Genomic DNA, 17,867 nt, shown 5'->3' with positions numbered 1-17,867 from the left:
GATTCAAGGTCGTTCACACCACCTTTGTCCATGCCTCTCGACGCACTTTCACCTAAACCGATGATGTTGAGTTCGCCGTCAGGTAGTAACTCACCAACGACAACGGCAATTTTTGAGGTACCGATATCCAAACCTACAATTAATTTTCGTTCCATCGACTTAGTCATTATCATTACTCTTTATTGTCATTTTTCCAGCCAACTGAGAAACCTGTATCGTAACGTAAATCTATATAGGCTATTTTGTCTTTATCTAATACTGCAACATAATCGATGTAGCGCTGGATCCGTGATATCGCATCTTCACGCCCTAAGCGCAGCATAATACCATTACTTAATACAACCGTTATTGCATTTCGCAAATTAAGTGTCATTGTAACGATTTTGTACTCATTAAGCTGCAGTAGCCCATTGAATTGATTGTATTTAGATAATGTTTGTTCGATTCTATCACCGGGACTATAAAGTTTCACCAATGATTTCGGCGCACTGTTAATCTGAGCATCAAAAACAATACCGTCTGCATTCAATAACTGCGTATCATTCCATACTGCAACAACGGGTTGTTCTTGAATATATACCCGTAATAAGTCAGGCCAACTTTTACGCACCGAGGCATGATAAACCCAAGGTAATGATTCGATTTTGCGTTGAATATCATCAACGTTTACTGAAAAATAATTCTCTATTGCCGGTTTTTGTAACAATACCCTGCGGATATCATCATCGCTGACATAATGACGCTCACCTTGAATAATCAGCGCTGACATTGGCATCTTACTGGCATCAGTTAGATAGTTTTCCATGCTGCTAAACATCCAGCTAAAAAAGACTATCACCATAAAGAAGAAAAATAGACCTAAACCACGTTTTAACCGTGACGACGCTAATTCTTCAACGCAGGACTCATCCGCTTGAATTTCAAGTTCGGTGAGCGCATAGATATTATCATCAAGCGTGTCAGGTAACGGCGTAACCGTCGCGGTGGCCATCATCGATTAATGCGCGAGCGCTAATACCTTAGACACTAAACTGTCAAAGTTATAACCCGCGGCATTCGCAGCCATTGGCACTAAACTTTTTTCGGTCATACCTGGCACCGTATTCACCTCCAGTAATTGGAACTGACCTTGCGCATCCAGCATCGCATCAACACGACCCCAACCTTCAGCAGCTACCGCATGAAATGCTTTTAATGCATAGGCTTGTAATTGCTGACGTTGCTCATCGGTAATGGGTGCCGGGCACAAGTATTCGGTGGTATTGGATTGATATTTAGCTTGGTAATCATAAAAGGTATTTGGCGTTTTAAGTTGAATAACCGGTAATACTTCGTCACCGAGAATAGCCACGGTAAACTCTGGACCTTCAATCCATTGTTCAACTAGGATCTCGTTATCATAGGCAAATGCAGCCGTCACCGCAGTTTCTAACTCCGCCACGTTATGCACTTTCGCCATGCCTATACTTGACCCTTCTTTCGCCGGTTTAATGATAACTGGAGAGCCAAGATCAGCGATGATATCGCTAGCGATTGTCGTATTAAAATTAATAGGTGTCACAACACGGTAAAGTGCGGTTGGTAAACCTTGCGATTGCCAAATTTGCTTAGTACGGATCTTGTCCATCGCTAATGCAGCACCTAACACACGGCTGCCTGTATACGGAATTCCCAGTTGCTCTAATGCACCTTGCATCACGCCATCTTCTCCACCACGACCATGCAAGGCAATAAACGCATGGGTAAAGCCATCACGACCAAGCTGATGCACATCGTACTCAGCGGTATCTAATGCATGCGCATCGACACCAGCACGCAGTAATCCAGCGGTCACCGCGGCACCTGATTTTAGTGAGACCTCGCGTTCGGCAGAATGCCCGCCAAATAATACCGCGACTTTTTTAATGCTTGTTACGCTCATGATTACTTCTTCCATTGTTTCATCGTACTAACATTCATTTCCATTGCAGCTAGTTCCTTAGCCAGCGCCCCCACATTACCAGCACCTTGGGTCAATACCAAGTCACCGTCTTGTAAATGCTCAGCTAAAATTGCCGGAATTTCATCAGGGCTAGAAACAAAAATTGGTTCTATATTGCCACGTTGCCTAATACTTCGACATAATGAGCGACTATCCGCTCCCGGTATTGGCTCTTCACCGGCTGGGTATACTTCTAATAAGAATAACAAATCAACCTTTGATAACACGTTGGCAAAGTCTTCATACAAATCACGGGTTCGGGTATAACGATGTGGTTGGAATACGGATACTAAACGTTTTTCAGGCCAGCCTGCACGTGCTGCAGTAATGGTAACATCAACCTCGGTCGGGTGATGACCATAATCGTCTACCAACATCACATTACCGGCACCTGAATCAAACTCACCAAGCTGTTCAAAGCGTCGACCAGTGCCCGCAAAATTAGCTAATGCGGTAACAATCGCCCTATCATCAATGCCATCTTCAGTGGCAACCGCAACCGCAGCCGTGGCATTTAAGGCATTATGTTGACCCGGAGAGTTTAAACTAACACGCAAATCATCACGATCTTTACGACAAATAGTAAAGTGACTTTTATGGCCTTTTTGCACATAATCAATAATACGTACATCGGCATTTTCAGCAAAACCATAAGTCACCACCTGACGACCAACATCAGGAATAAGTTTTTCAATCACCGCATCATCGGCACACATCACCGCTAAACCGTAAAATGGTAAATTGTGCAGAAAATCAACAAAAGTTTTTTCTAACTTAGCGAAGTCACCACCATAAGTGTCCATATGGTCAGCTTCAATATTGGTGATCACCGCAACCATTGGCTGTAATAATAAGAATGACGCATCACTCTCATCCGCTTCAGCAATCAAATAACGGCTAGTGCCTAAACCCGCGTTGGTGCCGGTGCTTTTTACTAATCCGCCATTAACGAATGTAGGATCTAAACCTGCTTCATGGTAAATACCGGTCACCAGCGCTGTAGTCGATGTTTTACCGTGGGTACCAGCAATCGCAATACCATGACGAAAACGCATTAATTCAGCTAACATTTCAGCACGCTTAATCACCGGAATACGGTTTTCATGGGCTGCAACAATTTCAGGATTAGTTAAATCGATAGCCGTTGATACCACCACGACACTCGCATTCCGCACATTTTCGGCAGTATGCTCAAAATTAATTTTTGCACCTAATTTTACGAGGCGATCAGTCACTGGATTCGGCGCGAGGTCAGAACCCGTAATCTGGTAACCTTCATTGGCTAATACTTCTGCGATCCCACCCATGCCAGCACCACCGATGCCAACAAAATGAATAGTTTTAACACGGCGCATCTCTGGCACTATTGTTCTTAATTGTGCGATCTTTTGTTCAGGCATTATCTATCTCTCTTCACTTAACGCTGAACAGGCAGTTGCGACCTGCTCAGTTGCATCTAGAATGGCAGCACTTCTGGCTGCATTTGACATAGTCACAAGGTGTGCTTCATCATCAATCCATTGCTGTAATAATTTGGCTAAATCCACGGCATTTAATTGGCGTTGTGGTATCAATACCGCGCCACCTGCTTGTACCAATGATTGCGCATTTTTAGTCTGATGATCATCCACTGCATGTGGTAATGGAATAAAAATAGCCGGCAGCCCGGCAACCGCGACCTCTGACACAGTTAATGCACCAGCGCGGCACACTACCACATCTGCTTGACCATAAGCTTGCGCCATATCATCAATAAAATCAGTTACCTCAAGTTCAGCTGTCACACCAGCAGCTTGATAAGCACTAATCACCTTGGCTGCATTATTTTTACCTACCTGATGCCGTACACAAATATGCTCTTGCGGTAATAATGCCAGCGCAGCAGGTAACGTATCGTTGAGTACTTTTGCCCCTAAACTACCACCAACCACTAATACTGTCAGTTTGTCTTTCTTCATACGCACTTGCTCATGCAAAGCTAACACGTCTTCACGCACAGGATTGCCGACTAACTGACCATCAGCAAACGCACCCGGAAAGGCCATCAATACCCGTTTGGCAATTTTAGCTAATAACCGATTGGTTAAACCTGCTGCCGCATTTTGTTCGTGCAATACCACGGGAATACCTTGCAGCCATGCAGCCACCCCTCCGGGTCCACTGGCAAAACCGCCCATCCCCAATACCACATCGGGCTTAAAATCTTGCATCACTTTACGCGCCTGCAACACCGATTTTAATATTCGAAAAGGTGCAGCACATAAACGCTTAAAACCGTTACCACGTACACCGGAGATATCAATAAATGAAATATCAAACCCATGCTGCGGCACTAAATCGGCTTCCATGCGATCGGCAGTGCCAATCCAATGGATAGTCCAGCCCTGCTGTTGTAAATATGTTGCCACAGCAATACCGGGAAACACGTGACCGCCAGTACCACCAGCCATCACCAATAAACGTTTTGTCATCATATTATCTTTCATTTGTTATGAGATTTAATTCATTATTACAGTGAGTGTGGTCATTCATGCGCTACTAAGTTGGGCTTGGCATTATTTTCCATCGACACTTTTCGTGCCCGATATTCATAATCGATCCGCAATAATACCGCCACGGCACAGCTCATCACTAACAAGCTAGAACCACCATAACTCACTAAAGGTAAGGTTAAGCCTTTGGTTGGTAATAACCCCGATGCCGCACCGACATTAACCAAGGTTTGAAAACAAAACCAAACACCAACACTGATCGCCAAGAAACCCGCAAAAGATTGATCAGTTTCTAAGCTACGACGGCCAATCTGCAGTGCTTTAAATACCAGTAGCATTTGCAGCATCAATACGATACATACACCGATAAAACCTAACTCTTCAGCAAGGATCGCAAATACAAAGTCGGTATGCGCTTCAGGTAAATACTCTAATTTTTGGATTGAATTACCCAGTCCTTCACCGCTAAAGCTGCCACGACCAAATGCCATTAACGACTGCGTTAGCTGATAACCACTACCAAATGGGTCATCCCAAGGGTCGAGAAAAGAGGTTATTCGACGCATTCGATACGGCGATAATATCACCGCTAATACCCCCAGTAAAATAGCCACAACACATAATGCCATGAAGTGGACTAACTTTGCACCACCGATAAATAACAGCGCCACACTGGTGGTTAAAATAACCATGACAGAGCCGAAATCGGGCTGAAAAAGCAACAATGCAGAAATAACAGCAATGACTAATAAGCCATTCACAAAACCTTTATAACTTTCTTGTAATAAATTCTTTTGACGAACCAGGTAACCGGAAAAATAGGTAAATAAGGCAAATTTAGCAAATTCAGCGGGCTGCATATTCAACGGGCCGAATGAGATCCAACGGGTACTACCATTCACCGTACGCCCAATCACTAATACCAGCACCAATAATCCAATCGCCACAAATAAAAACCGCACACTATTTCGTTCAAAAAACGCAATAGGCACATTCAATACACACGTTGCCGCACACAGAGACACAGCTAAAAAGATCAAGTGCTTTTTCACGAACATAAACGGATCGTTGCCCAAGGCGATACCTTCTGGCAACGAGGCTGATGCCACCATCACTAAACCCACCATCATCAACACGATGGCCAGTAATAATAATTGTCGATCATACACAGCGCTTTGCTGTGCTTCAGCACCGAGTAAATAGTGTTTCGTGCGGATTAAAAATTCCATTACAATGCCTTAACTAGCGCTCTAAAATGATCGCCTCGCGCCATAAAGTTCGCGTACATATCAATACTGGCGCAGGCTGGTGATAACAATACCCAATCACCCGGTTGTACCAACTGACTAATTTCTGCAATCGCGGTATCTAAATCAGCAACCAACTTAGTATTCTCGGCTAAGCCAGCAAAACGTACACCGTCTTTACCAAAGCAATAAGTCAGGGCTATATCATCACGTAATGCCGGCACTAAAGGACCAAAGTCAGCGCCTTTACCATCACCACCGGCAATCAGATATAAGCGTCCTTTGACACTGCTTTTCAGACCATCAAGTGCCGCCAGCGTGGCGCCGACATTGGTAGCCTTGGTATCATTGATCCACATAACATCATTCAATTTACGGATAAATTCGCAGCGATGTGCAAGTCCCGTAAACTGTTTTAAACCCGGTAAGGTTTTAATTCGGTCCACACCCGCAGCATCAAGTAGCGCTATCGCTGACAACGCATTCATCAGGTTGTGTACACCCGTGATCTGCAAATCATCAGCGCTGATAATACCTTCTCCTTGATAAGCCAGCCAAGTACATCCTTGCTGTTGGATCAAACCATAGTCAGCATCATCTGCACCAACGCTATGCTTGCCCACATCGCGATTATCTTGGGTAGCACAAACCGTTAATACATCATCACGATTGGTCACTATGGTTTGCGCATCTTGGTAAATCGACAATTTAGCCTGACGATACGCTTCAAAATCCGGATAACGGTCGAGGTGATCATCCGTTACATTAAGCACGGTAGCTGCGACAGCCTTAAGACTATGAGTGGTTTCTAATTGAAAACTGGAAAGTTCGAGCACATAGAGTTGATAAGGTTCGGCAACATCCAATAGATCTAATGCCGGAATACCGATATTGCCACCGATTGCGGTTTTCACACCCGCCGCATTGGCCATCTCGCCGACCAGTGTCGTCACCGTCGATTTACCGTTTGAACCTGTGATGGCGATAATAGGTGCTTTTGCAGCTCTGACAAACAGCTCGATATCACCAATCACTTCAACACCATGTTGCTGTGCCGCCGCAATCTCAGGGGTCGCAATCGCAATACCTGGACTAACAACTAATTGTTTAGCCTGTAATAAAATCTCTGGGTGTAAGCCACCCTTGTATAACCTTACCTGAGCTGGCAATTCATCTTGCCCCGGCGGTGCATCACGACTATCAACCACAACAGGCACTATGCCTTGTTTTAGAAAATAGCGCACACAAGACAGACCGGTTTGGCCTAAACCAATAATAACAATAGAATCAGCCATATTTCGCTCAGATAAGTGTGTCATTAGCGTACCTTCAATGTAGCTAAGCCAATGAGTACTAATATAATAGTGATGATCCAAAAACGTACAATTACACGCGGTTCAGGCCAACCTTTTAATTCATAATGGTGATGAATAGGTGCCATTCTAAAGATACGTTGACCACGTAATTTATAAGAACCGACCTGCAAGATAACCGATACCGTTTCCATGACAAACACACCACCCATGATCAGCAGCATAAACTCTTGGCGAACTAATACCGCGAGCGTACCTAAACCCGCACCTAAGGCTAATGAACCAACATCGCCCATGAATACTTGTGCTGGGTAAGTATTGAACCACAAGAAACCGAGTCCTGCACCAACCATTGCCGCACAGACAATCACTAATTCACTGGCTTGTGGGATGTAAGGGATAAACAGGTATTCGGCAAATTTAACATTACTGGTTAAGTAAGCCACTAACATAAATGCACCAGCCACTAACACTGTAGGTAAGATAGCTAAACCATCTAAACCATCGGTTAAGTTAACCGCATTACTACTCCCTACAATCACAAAGTAGGTTAATACAATGAATAACAGTCCCAATTCTGGCATGTACTCTTTAAAGAAAGGCACCACTAATGTTGTCTCTGCCGCAGAACCTGCCGTGACATAAAGGTAAACCGCAATGCCAATTGCAATCGCGGATTGCCAGAAGTACTTCCAACGCGCGATCAGGCCATCCGTGTCTTTACGGATCACTTTGCGATAATCATCAACAAAGCCAATTGCACCAAAAGCGACAAACACAAACATCATGATCCAAACATAGGCATTATCCAATCTTGCCCATAATAGCGTCGAGATTAAAATTGCAGCCAGGATCATCACGCCACCCATTGTTGGCGTACCACGTTTACTAAAATGCGATTCTGGACCATCATCACGCACGACTTGACCAATCTGCATATCTTGCAAATAACGGATAAGCTTAGGGCCCATCCATAAGGTCAGGAATAGCGAGGTGAGTATCGTGATAATTGCACGAAAAGTGAGATACGAAAAAACTCTAAATAGCGAGAAATGCTCACTTAACGATTCGAACAACCAAACTAACATTTTCTTTCCTTTACTGTATTTTCAACTAACGTTGTATTTTCGATTAATATAGCAGTGTGCTCAGCGAGCTTAGTGGTTAACAAGCCGATTGCTTGTTCCATTTTTGCGCTGCGAGAGCCTTTAAATAATAAGGTAAACATCTGCGTATCTGGCGCAGTCGTCACTAATTCCACCAGTGCATCAACTAACGCACTTTGGGCTAAAAAAGCACGTCCGCTTTCACCTGCAGTAAGTGCAGCTTCACGGCTAACCGCCCCGCAAGTATAAACATGATCGACCTGTTGCTGTTGCGCATAGTGTCCAACCTGTTGATGCATATCAGCGGTACTGCTGCCAAGCTCGCCCATATCCCCCATCACCAATACATTGGTTGATGGAAAATGGGTTAATACATTAATGGCCGCTTTTACCGACGCAATGTTGGCATTATAACTGTCATCAATAATACGAATACGCGGGGTTAACTGCGATATTTTCAATCGACCCTGCACATTAACCATCGATTCAAGACCGCGCTTAATGGTGCTAATATCAATACCAAAACAGCTCGCGATGGCAGCAGCCGCCAATGCATTAGCGACATTATGACGCCCAGCGACAGCCAAGTTGATCGTGCAATCGCCATTTGACGTACATAATTTAAATGTTGGATTACCCGCATTATCAAATTCAATATCAGCGGCAAAGTAATCGGCGTTATCATCGACAACCGAAAAGCTAACCTGTCGCTGCGCATCCACCTTACGTAACCAGTATGGATAAAACTTATCATCACGATTGAGTACGGCGATGCCTTGCTGCTTAACACCTGATAATATTTCACTTTTTGCAGATGCAACGCCTTGTAAATCACCAAAGCCTTCTAGATGTGCGGCATCAACATTATTGATTAACACTACATCTGGCAATACCAACCCGGTGGTATAAGCAATTTCTTTCTTGTGATTAGCACCAAGCTCCATCACCGCAAATTGGTGTTGTTGCTGTAAACGCAATAAAGTGAGGGGTACACCGATATCATTATTAAAGTTACCAGCCGTCGCCAATGTGGGTGCGACTAATTTCAAAATAGCCGCCAACATCTCTTTGGTGGTGGTTTTGCCATTACTGCCGGTAAGCGCAGCAACTTTAGGAGCAACGTGTTCACGTACCATTTTGCCTAATAAACCTAAGGCAATACGGCTATCTTTGACAATGATTTGTGGGATATCCACCGCTTGTTTTTTTGTTACAATCGCAGCGATGGCCCCTTCTTCTGCCGCTGTCGCTACGAAACGATTGGCATCAAAGTTATCACCACTTAAAGCAATAAATAAATCGCCCGCTTTGATCGTGCGGGTATCTGTTGACACAGCAGTGATAACAACATCATCACCCTGCCACTTACTATTAAGCTGTGCAGCAATGGCACTTAACGCTAAACTAATCATTGTTGGTTATCCAGCATTTCGGTGATCGTTTCACGATCACTATAATGGTGTTTCTCGACACCGATAATTTGATAGTCCTCATGGCCTTTACCCGCCACTAAGATAATATCGTCAGCACTGCTTTGTTCCATCGCCCACTGAATGGCACGACGGCGATCGTGAATAACGTGCGCAGCATCAGGCTTAGCAAGGCCGTTAAGCATATCAGTTACAATCGCAGCGGCAGACTCAGTACGCGGATTATCATCAGTAATGACAGCCATATCTGCAAATTGTTCAGCAACTTGTGCCATTAATGGTCGTTTACCTGTATCTCGGTCACCACCACAGCCATAAATGCACCAAAGCTTGCCTTCACAATGCACACGTAATGCTTGTAATGCCTTTTCCAATGCATCCGGTGTGTGGGCATAATCAACCACACAAGCGGCTTGTCCCGCTTGCTTAAATAGTTCCATACGGCCACATACGGCGGTTAATTTTGGTGCTACTCGTAATAAATCATCCAGATCATAACCGAGCGCTAATAAACTCGCGCAAGCCGCCACTACATTAGAGGCATTGAACTCGCCGATTAAACTGCATTGCAGGGTACCGTCACCCCAGCTGGTTTTTAACTCACAGCTAAAACCACCAGTATCAAAACTTAACTCGTTGCAATAAAGAAAAGCACCGTGATGTGCAGATAAATCTTGTCGTACCGAAAATTGGATAGCATCAGACCATTGCTGAGCCCACATTTTACCGTAAGCATCATCAACATTGAGGATCTTATGCTTTACCGCCCCTTGAAATAAGATTTTTTTAGCATCGGCATAAGCATCCATGTCACCATGATAATCAAGATGATCACGGGTTAAATTGGTAAATAATGCCACATCAAAATCCAGCGCATTGACGCGACCTTGGATCAAACCGTGTGAAGATACTTCCATGGCGCATAATTCGGCACCTTGCTGTAATTGATTGGCTATTTCAGCTTGTACATCTAAACCACTACCCGTGGTATTTTCTGCTTGGGTTAACTGAGCAAATAAACCATTACCTATGGTGCCCATTACTCCCGCTTTACCTGCTAATAAAGTTACCCAATTAGCAATGATCTGGGTAATGGTACTTTTACCGTTGGTACCAGTAACACCGATCAACTTTAATTGCTGTGAAGGCGATTGATAAAAGTTATCAGCTAATGCGGATAGGGCCTGATTAAGACCAAAGAAAGAGATGATAGGGCGCTGGTCGATATAGTCGATATGACCATGTTCAGCCTCGTTATCGGCATCTTTGAGTACCGCCGTTGCACCACTTTTTAATGCCTTACTGATAAAGCGACGACCATCAAGTGCATGACCATTGATCGCGACGAAACAATCGCCAGCTTGCACCTTGCGACTATCAATGATCAACGCATTAACCACTAATTCAAGATCAATATTCCATGCTTGCAGAGATAATACTCGACATGACGAATTCATTTCTAAACCCTTAATATTTAAAGCCCTTGGCATTTTACAATCCTCAGCACCAACCAATCCTAAGTACCAAACAATCCTTAACGCCAGAGCGTCCGTTTATTTTTAAGCGCCTTTTGCTGTTATCGTTAATGATTGTTTTTTATCTGGAGTGACATTCAACATTTGTAATGTTCTTTCCATTACTTCCGCAAATACTGGCGCCGCGATCACACCGCCGTAATAACGATCACCACTTGGTGAGTCGATCACCACCACTAATGCAAAGCGCGGATTAGACACTGGCGCGACACCGGCAAATAACGCAACATAATCATCGCCATAACCACCCGCAATCGCCTTTCTAGAAGTACCGGTTTTACCTGCAACGCGGTATCCATCGATGCGCGCTTTATCACCCGTACCGCCTTTTTCTACCACACTTTCCATCATGAGTAATAGCTCTTGCGCGTGCTGTTCAGATAACACCCGCTCTGACAAGGGCGTGGTGTCTTGTTTTATGATCGTCAATGGGCGATATAAACCACCAGAAGCAATCGTGGCATAAGCATGAGCAAGCTGTAATGTCGTCGCCTGCATGCCATAACCAAAGGATAATGTCGCATTCTCAAACTCTGACCAACGCGAACGGCGTGGCATATAACCTCTACTTTCACCGTTTAAGATCAAGCTACTTTCATTACCAAAGCCAAATTGATAGTAAGTATCGAGCAAACGTTGATGGCCTAATTTCAGCGCAATTTTACTCACCCCCATGTTCGACGAATAACGCAGAATATTGCCCAGTGAAATTTCACCGCGGTTACGGGTATCTTGTACTAAACGCCCGCCTAAACGCATACGGCCAGGGTTGGTATCAATGATAGAATCAGCAGCAATAATGCCATGATCTAAGCCACTGGCAACAACCAGTGGTTTAATCGTCGAACCCGGTTCGTAACTATCCGTGATCGCGCGATTCTTTAACTTATAACTGTCATATTTACTGCGATTATTGGGATTAAACGACGGGCTATTTACCATCGCTAATATTTCCCCGGTTTTCACATCAATCATCACTAACGAGCCAGACACCGCGCCATTGTATTGCACCGCTTTTTTCAACCGTTGATAAGCCAATGATTGAATACGCTGATCGATACTGAGTTGGATATTATTGGCTTGTTCACTTTGCTGAATAACCGAGATATCTTCAATGACATTACCTAAGCGATCTTTACGGACAATTCGTTTTCCAGGAGTGCCCGTAAGGAAATCATTATAAGCTCTTTCAACGCCTTCAATACCGATGTCATCAATATTGGTCATGCCGACAAGTTGGGCACTTACTTCACCCGTAGGATAGAAGCGACGCGACTCTGGAGCCTGACTCACACCGACTAATTTTAATTCATCAACATACTTAGCAACCGCAGGACTAATTTGGCGCTTGATATACATAAAACGACCATTAGATGCCATGATCTTGGTTTGCAGCTCAGCAAGATTTAGATCTAAGATTTCGGCAAACGCTTGCCATGCACGTTTGTTATCAAAGCTATTTTTATTCTTAATGGTACGAGGATCAACATGAATGGCCATGACCGGCACACTCACCGCCAATTCAACACCGTTACGATCGGTAATAATACCGCGTTGCACTTGCTGTGATGTCACCCGCAGAGAACGCATATCAGCTTGTTTACGCAGATGTTCAGGATTGATCACTTGGATGTAAGCAGTACGGGCGAGTAAGCTTAAAAAGATAATAACGACCGTGGCCGCAACTAAATGATAACGCCATAAGATAAAATTGGCGGGTTCTACGCTGGCAATATTTCGACGATTTGTCACTGCTGTATCACCAATTGCTCTTCTGCGGTACTTGGGCGATACATACCGAGTTTGTGTTTTGCGGTGTATTCAATTTTACTGTGTTCTTCTAGCGTACTTTGCTCTAACAATAAATTGCGCCATTCAATATCAGCAAAGTCGCGCTGAGTCAGTAACTGCTCTTTATTATTCGTAAGCTGGCGGGTTTCATGCGTTAACATGATCACGGCAAAAGCGGCAATTAAGATAGCCAATAGCAGACTAACAACGCCTCGATGTTGGCCGATATCAGTCATTATCACTTTGCCTAAATCCCACTTAATGCCGAACATATTACAATTTTTCCGCCACGCGTAATACCGAACTACGCGCTCTAGGATTTAATTCTAATTCATCTTCCGAAGGTTTTAGCATTTTACCGATCGCCTTCATGGTACGCGTTTTATCAATTTCTTCTTGCATGATAGGTAAGCCGTATGGCACTTCTTTACCACGCGCTTGTTTACGAATAAATTGTTTCACAATGCGATCTTCTAACGAATGGAAGCTGATCACAGATAAACGGCCACCTGACTTAAGACATTGTAATGCGCCAGCTAATGCACGTTCGATTTCTTCTAATTCACTGTTGATGTAAATACGGATAGCTTGAAATGAGCGAGTGGCCGGATGCTTGGTTTCTTTTTTAGATTTTGGCACCACACGGCAAATTAAACTTGCTAACTGTGATGTTGTTTCAAATGGCTTGTCGTCACGATCAAATACCACAGCACGGGCAATCTTACGGGCAAATCTTTCTTCACCAAATACTTTCAACACCCACACGATATCATCGTAATCAGCTGTCGCTAACCATTTTGCGGCGCTAATACCGGATGTTGGGTCCATACGCATATCTAATGGGCCATCACGTAAGAAACTGAAACCACGTGATGCGTCGTCTAACTGTGGCGAAGAAACACCAAGATCGAGCAATACACCGTCGATGTGTCCTGTCAGTCCTTTATTTTCCATGTAGTCAGCAATACCAGAAAATGGTCCGTGAACAATGTCAAAACGCGGATCTTCTAATTTTAATGCTTCGCCTACCGCGATAGCTTCAGGGTCACGATCGATTGCGATCAAGCGACCATTTTCACCCAGCTGAGACAAAATAAAGCGAGAGTGACCACCGCGACCAAAAGTACCGTCAATATAAATACCATCCGGTTTTAGGTCTAGCCCAGCTACGGTTTCGTTAAGTAAAACGGATACGTGTGCAAATTCTTGTGTCATGTCGATGAAAGCTCTTAAAAATACTTTAGATTATAGCAGGTGCTAAAATGGTTATTGTAACGTAAAAGGTCTAGTTTAGGGAGGGGTTAAACGTATTGCAAGTGATGTAGGTAATCAGAAGGAAAAAATAAACAAGAACTTATCTATAATAAAGAAGATATAGATAAGGTCTTGGAGTTGGTCGATAAGCCGGGTTTTGTCGTGGACAATCATTCCTCTAGGTCTGCAATCACTCACAGACTCAAGCAACCTACCCGCTTTCAGCGTGGGCCACGCCTATAGAAAGCCTATTTGGTCTTGCTCCGGGTGGAGTTTACCCTGCAACGAACTATTACTAGTCGTCCGGTGCGCTCTTACCGCACCCTTTCAGCCTTACCTGTGCTTCCGAAAAAGCCATCGGCGGTCTTCTCTCTGCTGCACTTGTCGTAGGCTTGCGCCTCCCAGGCGTTACCTGGCACCCTGCCCTGTGGAGCCCGGACTTTCCTCCCCTCTATAACCTCGATATAAATACCGAGTCATAAAGCGGCGATTGTCTGACCAACTCCAAGGCGGAGGATAGTACATAATCTACATCAGAAAATCCAGCGATTAATTAAAGTTTTCTAAACCCCATTTATACAAGGCGTTCTTTTTGCAGCCGTAGATCTCGGCAGTTAATGCCGCTGCTTTTTTAAGTGGTAATTCTTCATTTAATAACTCAAGCGTTTTCAACACCTTAGCTGGAATTTCCAGGCCGGTTGGTTTATAACCAGAAACGAGTAACACAATTTCACCACGACTACGGTTACTGTCTTGGGCAACCCAAACGGCTAATTCTCCAACAGGCATAGTGGTAATGCTTTCAAACGCTTTGGTCATTTCGCGTGCAACACACACTTGACGTTCAGGGCCCATGATCGCCGTTAATGCATCTAAGGTATATTGCAGACGACGCGGTGATTCATAAAAAATCATCGTGCGGGTTTCTTCTTTCAACTCGGTGATTTTATCATTACGGGCTTTTTCTTTCGAGGGTAAAAAACCTTCAAACGAGAAACGATCAGACGGCAGACCAGAACCACTCATCGCGGTGACTGCTGCGCAAGGTCCTGGTAACGGCACCACTTTAACACCATGTGCACGACAGGTATTCACCAAGTGATAACCGGGATCACTGATCAACGGCGTGCCAGCGTCTGAAACCAGCGCGATGCTGATACCAGATTGTAATTTGGATACTAAATATTCGGCTTTTTGTTGCTCATTATGATCATGCAACGCAAATGTTTTAGTCTTTATTTGATAATGGCTTAGCAGTTTTCCGGTATGACGGGTATCTTCTGCGGCGATCAAATCCACACTTCTTAGTATCTCTAGAGCGCGTTCAGTGATATCAGAAAGGTTGCCAATCGGGGTTGGTACGATAAATAAAGTTGCTTGTTCAGACATTTCATTCTCATGGGTAGTTTTTTGTTAAGCGATGATGCTTTAGTATAGGGGTATTATAAATCTCTTTGCAGGATAATACACCAATGGAATTTAAGCACAGCTATTCCCGCTTGATTATGTTTTTTAGCTTGAGTTTACTGCTCAGCGCGTGTTCAAGTATCACGACATCTGAAAAAGCAACATCGACACCACAACCAATCGTTGCACCAGACGTACTGACAAAAATTGATCAGCCGGCACAATTCTACATTGATAAGATTGCATTAGCGAATAAACCACAAGCTATCGCATGGCAGTTATTATCTGCACGGGCTTTGATTGCAGAAGGCCACTCGCAGCCCGCACTGGATATGTTACTGTCGGTTGAACGTAATCCATTATCCACACAGCAATTATTTGAGATCGCGTTAATTAAATCTGAAGCCTACCTATTAGAAAAGCGCTATCAAGATGCTGCGACAACACTTAACTTTAGTTCCACACTGAGCACCACTGAACAGCCCCATTGGCAACGTTTCTACTTATTAAATGCGACTATTAGCGAATTACAGAATAATAACGCTAAAGCGGTTGAATACCGTGTTGCGCTAAACGATTTCCTCGATGCTGAACTGCACAGCACCAACAATTCTCGTTTATGGGAATTGGTTTCGGTAATACCATTGGCTGAACTACAACCATTAACACTGCGTTTTAACACTGAAAATCCGACGTTATCAGGTTGGTACCACTTAGCGGCAATCGCACAGCAATATCGTACTGAACCACAGTCCTTGATCAATGAGTTACAAGCATGGAAAACAACTTACCCACAACATCCTGCATTAAGTGGTTTTCCTATTGAGCTTGTTAAAGCCATGGCAACAATCCCTTACGCGCCAAGTCAAATAGCGGTGCTGGCACCATTAACCGGTAAACGCGCTGTCGCTGGTAAAGCCATTCGAGATGGCATGCTAAGTGCTTACTATCAAGTTAACGCCGCTGACCGTATCGATTTACGTTTCTATGATACCGCCACAGTAAGTGCTGGTAAACTGTATTTGCAAGCCCTTGATGATGGTGCAGACTTTGTGGTTGGACCATTATTAAAATCAAATCTAGCGAAAGTATTACCGCTAGTGAAAGACGTACCCATAATTTCGTTAAATAAACTGCCAGAAACACAGGCAGCAGAAAATATCTATTACTTCTCATTAAGCTCAAATGACGAAGCCATTGCCGCGGCTAAAAAGATGCATCACGATGGCATCAAACAACCTTTAGTCCTGGCACCAAATAACCGTACAGGTAACCGTTTATCTGAGGAATTTAACAAACAATGGCAATCTTTGACGGGGGGGAGCAGCGAAACATATAAATATAAGAGTCGTAGCGATATGCAAAATACCGTGACCTCGCTGTTTGCTGTTACTTCAAGTAACCAACGTATTCGCTTAATGCAAAATTTGGTTGGTGCGGACGTTAAAGCAAAAACCCGTAGTCGCCGCGACATTGATGCGATTTATATTATCGCGACGCCTTCTGAAGCGATGTTAGCAATCCCTTACATTAGTACCACGCAGAACCCGTATGCACCACAAGTAGCCGTATATGCGAGTTCACGTACCCATGGTAATAATTTATCTCGGAGCCAAAACCGTGACCTTAATGGCTTGATCTTCAGTGATATGCCTTGGTTGTTGAACCCAGATCGCGAACTAAAACAACAAACTTTGGCACTGTGGCCAAATATGTCTAAAATACAGCAAAACCTGTTCGCGATGGGCTACGATGCATTTAAATTAATTCCGACTCTGCAACAGCTACGTAATTTCCCTAATTTACGCTTAGCGGGCCAGACCGGTATTCTTTATATCAATGATAATGGTATTATTGAACGCGAATTTAGCTGGGCAAAATACCGCTCAGGTAAAATAAAACTTGAGGAAAGCTACCCTGAATCGAAAACAGCCCCGTAAACGCGGTGAGTATTTTGAAGGCATAGCGGCCGAATTTTTACAGCGCCAAGGATTAATTATCTTGGCGCGAAATTTTGCTTGTCGGCAAGGTGAAATTGATCTAATTTGCCAACACGGTGCCAGCTGTGACATAAAATCTTCAACAACACTACCCACCTTAGTATTTGTCGAGGTAAAATATCGTCAATATACCCATTACGGCGGTGCTATTTCTGCAATTCCGGTCGCGAAACAACGAAAATTGCGTTATACAGCGCAATATTATATGGTGCGCCACGGAATAAATGAAAACTATACTCCTTGCCGTTTCGATGTGATTGCTATTGAAGGTTGCAGTGATAATATTCAATGGATAACCAATGCTTTTTAGA

15 protein-coding genes, 1 other RNA gene and 1 pseudogene are annotated in these 17,867 nt (G+C 43.9%); 2 read left to right on the top strand and 15 right to left on the bottom strand.

The window, feature by feature from the left end; translation table 11 throughout:
- From ftsA to rsmI, 15 genes and pseudogenes are all read right to left on the bottom strand, one after another.
- Positions 1–167, bottom strand: a pseudogene (gene ftsA / locus PE36_RS24425) (cell division protein FtsA); the annotation flags it as partial.
- Positions 168–172: 5 nt separating this feature from the next.
- Positions 173–994 carry a cell division protein FtsQ/DivIB gene (locus PE36_RS15375; RefSeq protein ID WP_006032955.1) on the bottom strand — a complete coding sequence of 274 codons (822 nt, stop codon included), beginning with the start codon at positions 992–994 and terminating at the stop codon, positions 173–175.
- A gap of 3 nt (positions 995–997) precedes the next feature.
- Positions 998–1,936: a D-alanine--D-alanine ligase gene (locus PE36_RS15370; protein WP_006032954.1), complete on the bottom strand. Its 939-nt coding sequence runs from the start codon at positions 1,934–1,936 to the stop codon at positions 998–1,000.
- The gene (gene murC, locus PE36_RS15365; RefSeq protein ID WP_198138621.1) at positions 1,924–3,384 is read right to left on the bottom strand and encodes a UDP-N-acetylmuramate--L-alanine ligase; all 1,461 of its coding nucleotides are present in this window, start codon (positions 3,382–3,384) and stop codon (positions 1,924–1,926) included. Before murC ends, PE36_RS15370 begins: the two co-directional genes overlap by 13 nt.
- Positions 3,385–4,452, bottom strand: coding sequence for an undecaprenyldiphospho-muramoylpentapeptide beta-N-acetylglucosaminyltransferase (murG, locus tag PE36_RS15360; RefSeq protein WP_043994598.1), 1,068 nt, complete (start codon positions 4,450–4,452; stop codon positions 3,385–3,387).
- A 53-nt stretch (positions 4,453–4,505) separates the two neighbouring features.
- The gene (ftsW, locus tag PE36_RS15355; RefSeq protein ID WP_006032951.1) at positions 4,506–5,702 is read right to left on the bottom strand and encodes a cell division protein FtsW; all 1,197 of its coding nucleotides are present in this window, start codon (positions 5,700–5,702) and stop codon (positions 4,506–4,508) included.
- Positions 5,702–7,039, bottom strand: coding sequence for a UDP-N-acetylmuramoyl-L-alanine--D-glutamate ligase (gene murD / locus PE36_RS15350; protein WP_006032950.1), 1,338 nt, complete (start codon positions 7,037–7,039; stop codon positions 5,702–5,704). Before murD ends, ftsW begins: the two co-directional genes overlap by 1 nt.
- Positions 7,039–8,121 (bottom strand): phospho-N-acetylmuramoyl-pentapeptide-transferase, encoded by a 1,083-nt coding sequence (mraY, locus tag PE36_RS15345; RefSeq protein WP_006032949.1) that lies wholly within the window; start codon positions 8,119–8,121, stop codon positions 7,039–7,041. Before mraY ends, murD begins: the two co-directional genes overlap by 1 nt.
- Positions 8,115–9,551, bottom strand: coding sequence for a UDP-N-acetylmuramoyl-tripeptide--D-alanyl-D-alanine ligase (gene murF, locus PE36_RS15340; protein ID WP_006032948.1), 1,437 nt, complete (start codon positions 9,549–9,551; stop codon positions 8,115–8,117). Before murF ends, mraY begins: the two co-directional genes overlap by 7 nt.
- Positions 9,548–11,026, bottom strand: a complete 1,479-nt coding sequence (gene murE, locus PE36_RS15335) for a UDP-N-acetylmuramoyl-L-alanyl-D-glutamate--2,6-diaminopimelate ligase (RefSeq protein WP_232286594.1) — start codon at positions 11,024–11,026, stop codon at positions 9,548–9,550. The genes murF and murE overlap by 4 nt, the downstream gene beginning before the upstream one ends.
- Before the next feature lie 102 nt (positions 11,027–11,128).
- Entirely contained in the window at positions 11,129–12,856 is a 1,728-nt protein-coding gene (locus PE36_RS15330) for a peptidoglycan glycosyltransferase FtsI (RefSeq protein WP_006032946.1), read from the bottom strand.
- The gene (gene ftsL / locus PE36_RS15325; protein WP_232286593.1) at positions 12,853–13,131 is read right to left on the bottom strand and encodes a cell division protein FtsL; all 279 of its coding nucleotides are present in this window, start codon (positions 13,129–13,131) and stop codon (positions 12,853–12,855) included. The genes PE36_RS15330 and ftsL overlap by 4 nt, the downstream gene beginning before the upstream one ends.
- A gap of 37 nt (positions 13,132–13,168) precedes the next feature.
- On the bottom strand, positions 13,169–14,110 hold the full coding sequence (rsmH, locus tag PE36_RS15320) for a 16S rRNA (cytosine(1402)-N(4))-methyltransferase RsmH (protein ID WP_006032944.1): 942 nt from the start codon (positions 14,108–14,110) through the stop codon (positions 13,169–13,171).
- A gap of 169 nt (positions 14,111–14,279) precedes the next feature.
- Positions 14,280–14,655: RNase P RNA component class A (gene rnpB, locus PE36_RS23770), an RNA gene on the bottom strand.
- Positions 14,656–14,698: 43 nt separating this feature from the next.
- Positions 14,699–15,538, bottom strand: coding sequence for a 16S rRNA (cytidine(1402)-2'-O)-methyltransferase (gene rsmI, locus PE36_RS15315; RefSeq protein WP_006032943.1), 840 nt, complete (start codon positions 15,536–15,538; stop codon positions 14,699–14,701).
- Between the two features lie 83 nt (positions 15,539–15,621).
- Between rsmI and PE36_RS15310 the strand changes: the two genes are divergently transcribed.
- Entirely contained in the window at positions 15,622–17,496 is a 1,875-nt protein-coding gene (locus tag PE36_RS15310; RefSeq protein ID WP_006032942.1) for a penicillin-binding protein activator, read from the top strand.
- Positions 17,459–17,866 carry a YraN family protein gene (locus tag PE36_RS15305; RefSeq protein ID WP_006032941.1) on the top strand — a complete coding sequence of 136 codons (408 nt, stop codon included), beginning with the start codon at positions 17,459–17,461 and terminating at the stop codon, positions 17,864–17,866. Before PE36_RS15310 ends, PE36_RS15305 begins: the two co-directional genes overlap by 38 nt.
- The last annotated feature ends 1 nt before the right edge of the window (position 17,867 follow it).

The sequence above is a fragment of the Moritella sp. PE36 genome (assembly GCF_000170855.1).
GTDB lineage: Bacteria > Pseudomonadota > Gammaproteobacteria > Enterobacterales > Moritellaceae > Moritella.
The sequence above is the reverse complement of the archived record's forward strand: the minus strand, read 5'-3'. Positions and strand labels throughout refer to the sequence as shown.

Excerpts from the sequence above, each read along its gene's own strand:
- PE36_RS15375 (WP_006032955.1), bottom strand. The coding sequence starts at position 994 with ATGATGGCCACCGCGACGGTTACGCCGTTACCTGACACGCTTGATGAT.
- PE36_RS15370 (WP_006032954.1), bottom strand. The coding sequence starts at position 1,936 with ATGGAAGAAGTAATCATGAGCGTAACAAGCATTAAAAAAGTCGCGGTA.
- murG (WP_043994598.1), bottom strand. The coding sequence starts at position 4,452 with ATGACAAAACGTTTATTGGTGATGGCTGGTGGTACTGGCGGTCACGTG.
- ftsW (WP_006032951.1), bottom strand. The coding sequence starts at position 5,702 with ATGGAATTTTTAATCCGCACGAAACACTATTTACTCGGTGCTGAAGCA.
- murD (WP_006032950.1), bottom strand. The coding sequence starts at position 7,039 with ATGACACACTTATCTGAGCGAAATATGGCTGATTCTATTGTTATTATT.
- mraY (WP_006032949.1), bottom strand. The coding sequence starts at position 8,121 with ATGTTAGTTTGGTTGTTCGAATCGTTAAGTGAGCATTTCTCGCTATTT.
- murF (WP_006032948.1), bottom strand. The coding sequence starts at position 9,551 with ATGATTAGTTTAGCGTTAAGTGCCATTGCTGCACAGCTTAATAGTAAG.
- murE (WP_232286594.1), bottom strand. The coding sequence starts at position 11,026 with ATGAATTCGTCATGTCGAGTATTATCTCTGCAAGCATGGAATATTGAT.
- ftsL (WP_232286593.1), bottom strand. The coding sequence starts at position 13,131 with ATGACTGATATCGGCCAACATCGAGGCGTTGTTAGTCTGCTATTGGCT.
- rsmH (WP_006032944.1), bottom strand. The coding sequence starts at position 14,110 with ATGACACAAGAATTTGCACACGTATCCGTTTTACTTAACGAAACCGTA.
- rsmI (WP_006032943.1), bottom strand. The coding sequence starts at position 15,538 with ATGTCTGAACAAGCAACTTTATTTATCGTACCAACCCCGATTGGCAAC.
- PE36_RS15310 (WP_006032942.1), top strand. The coding sequence starts at position 15,622 with ATGGAATTTAAGCACAGCTATTCCCGCTTGATTATGTTTTTTAGCTTG.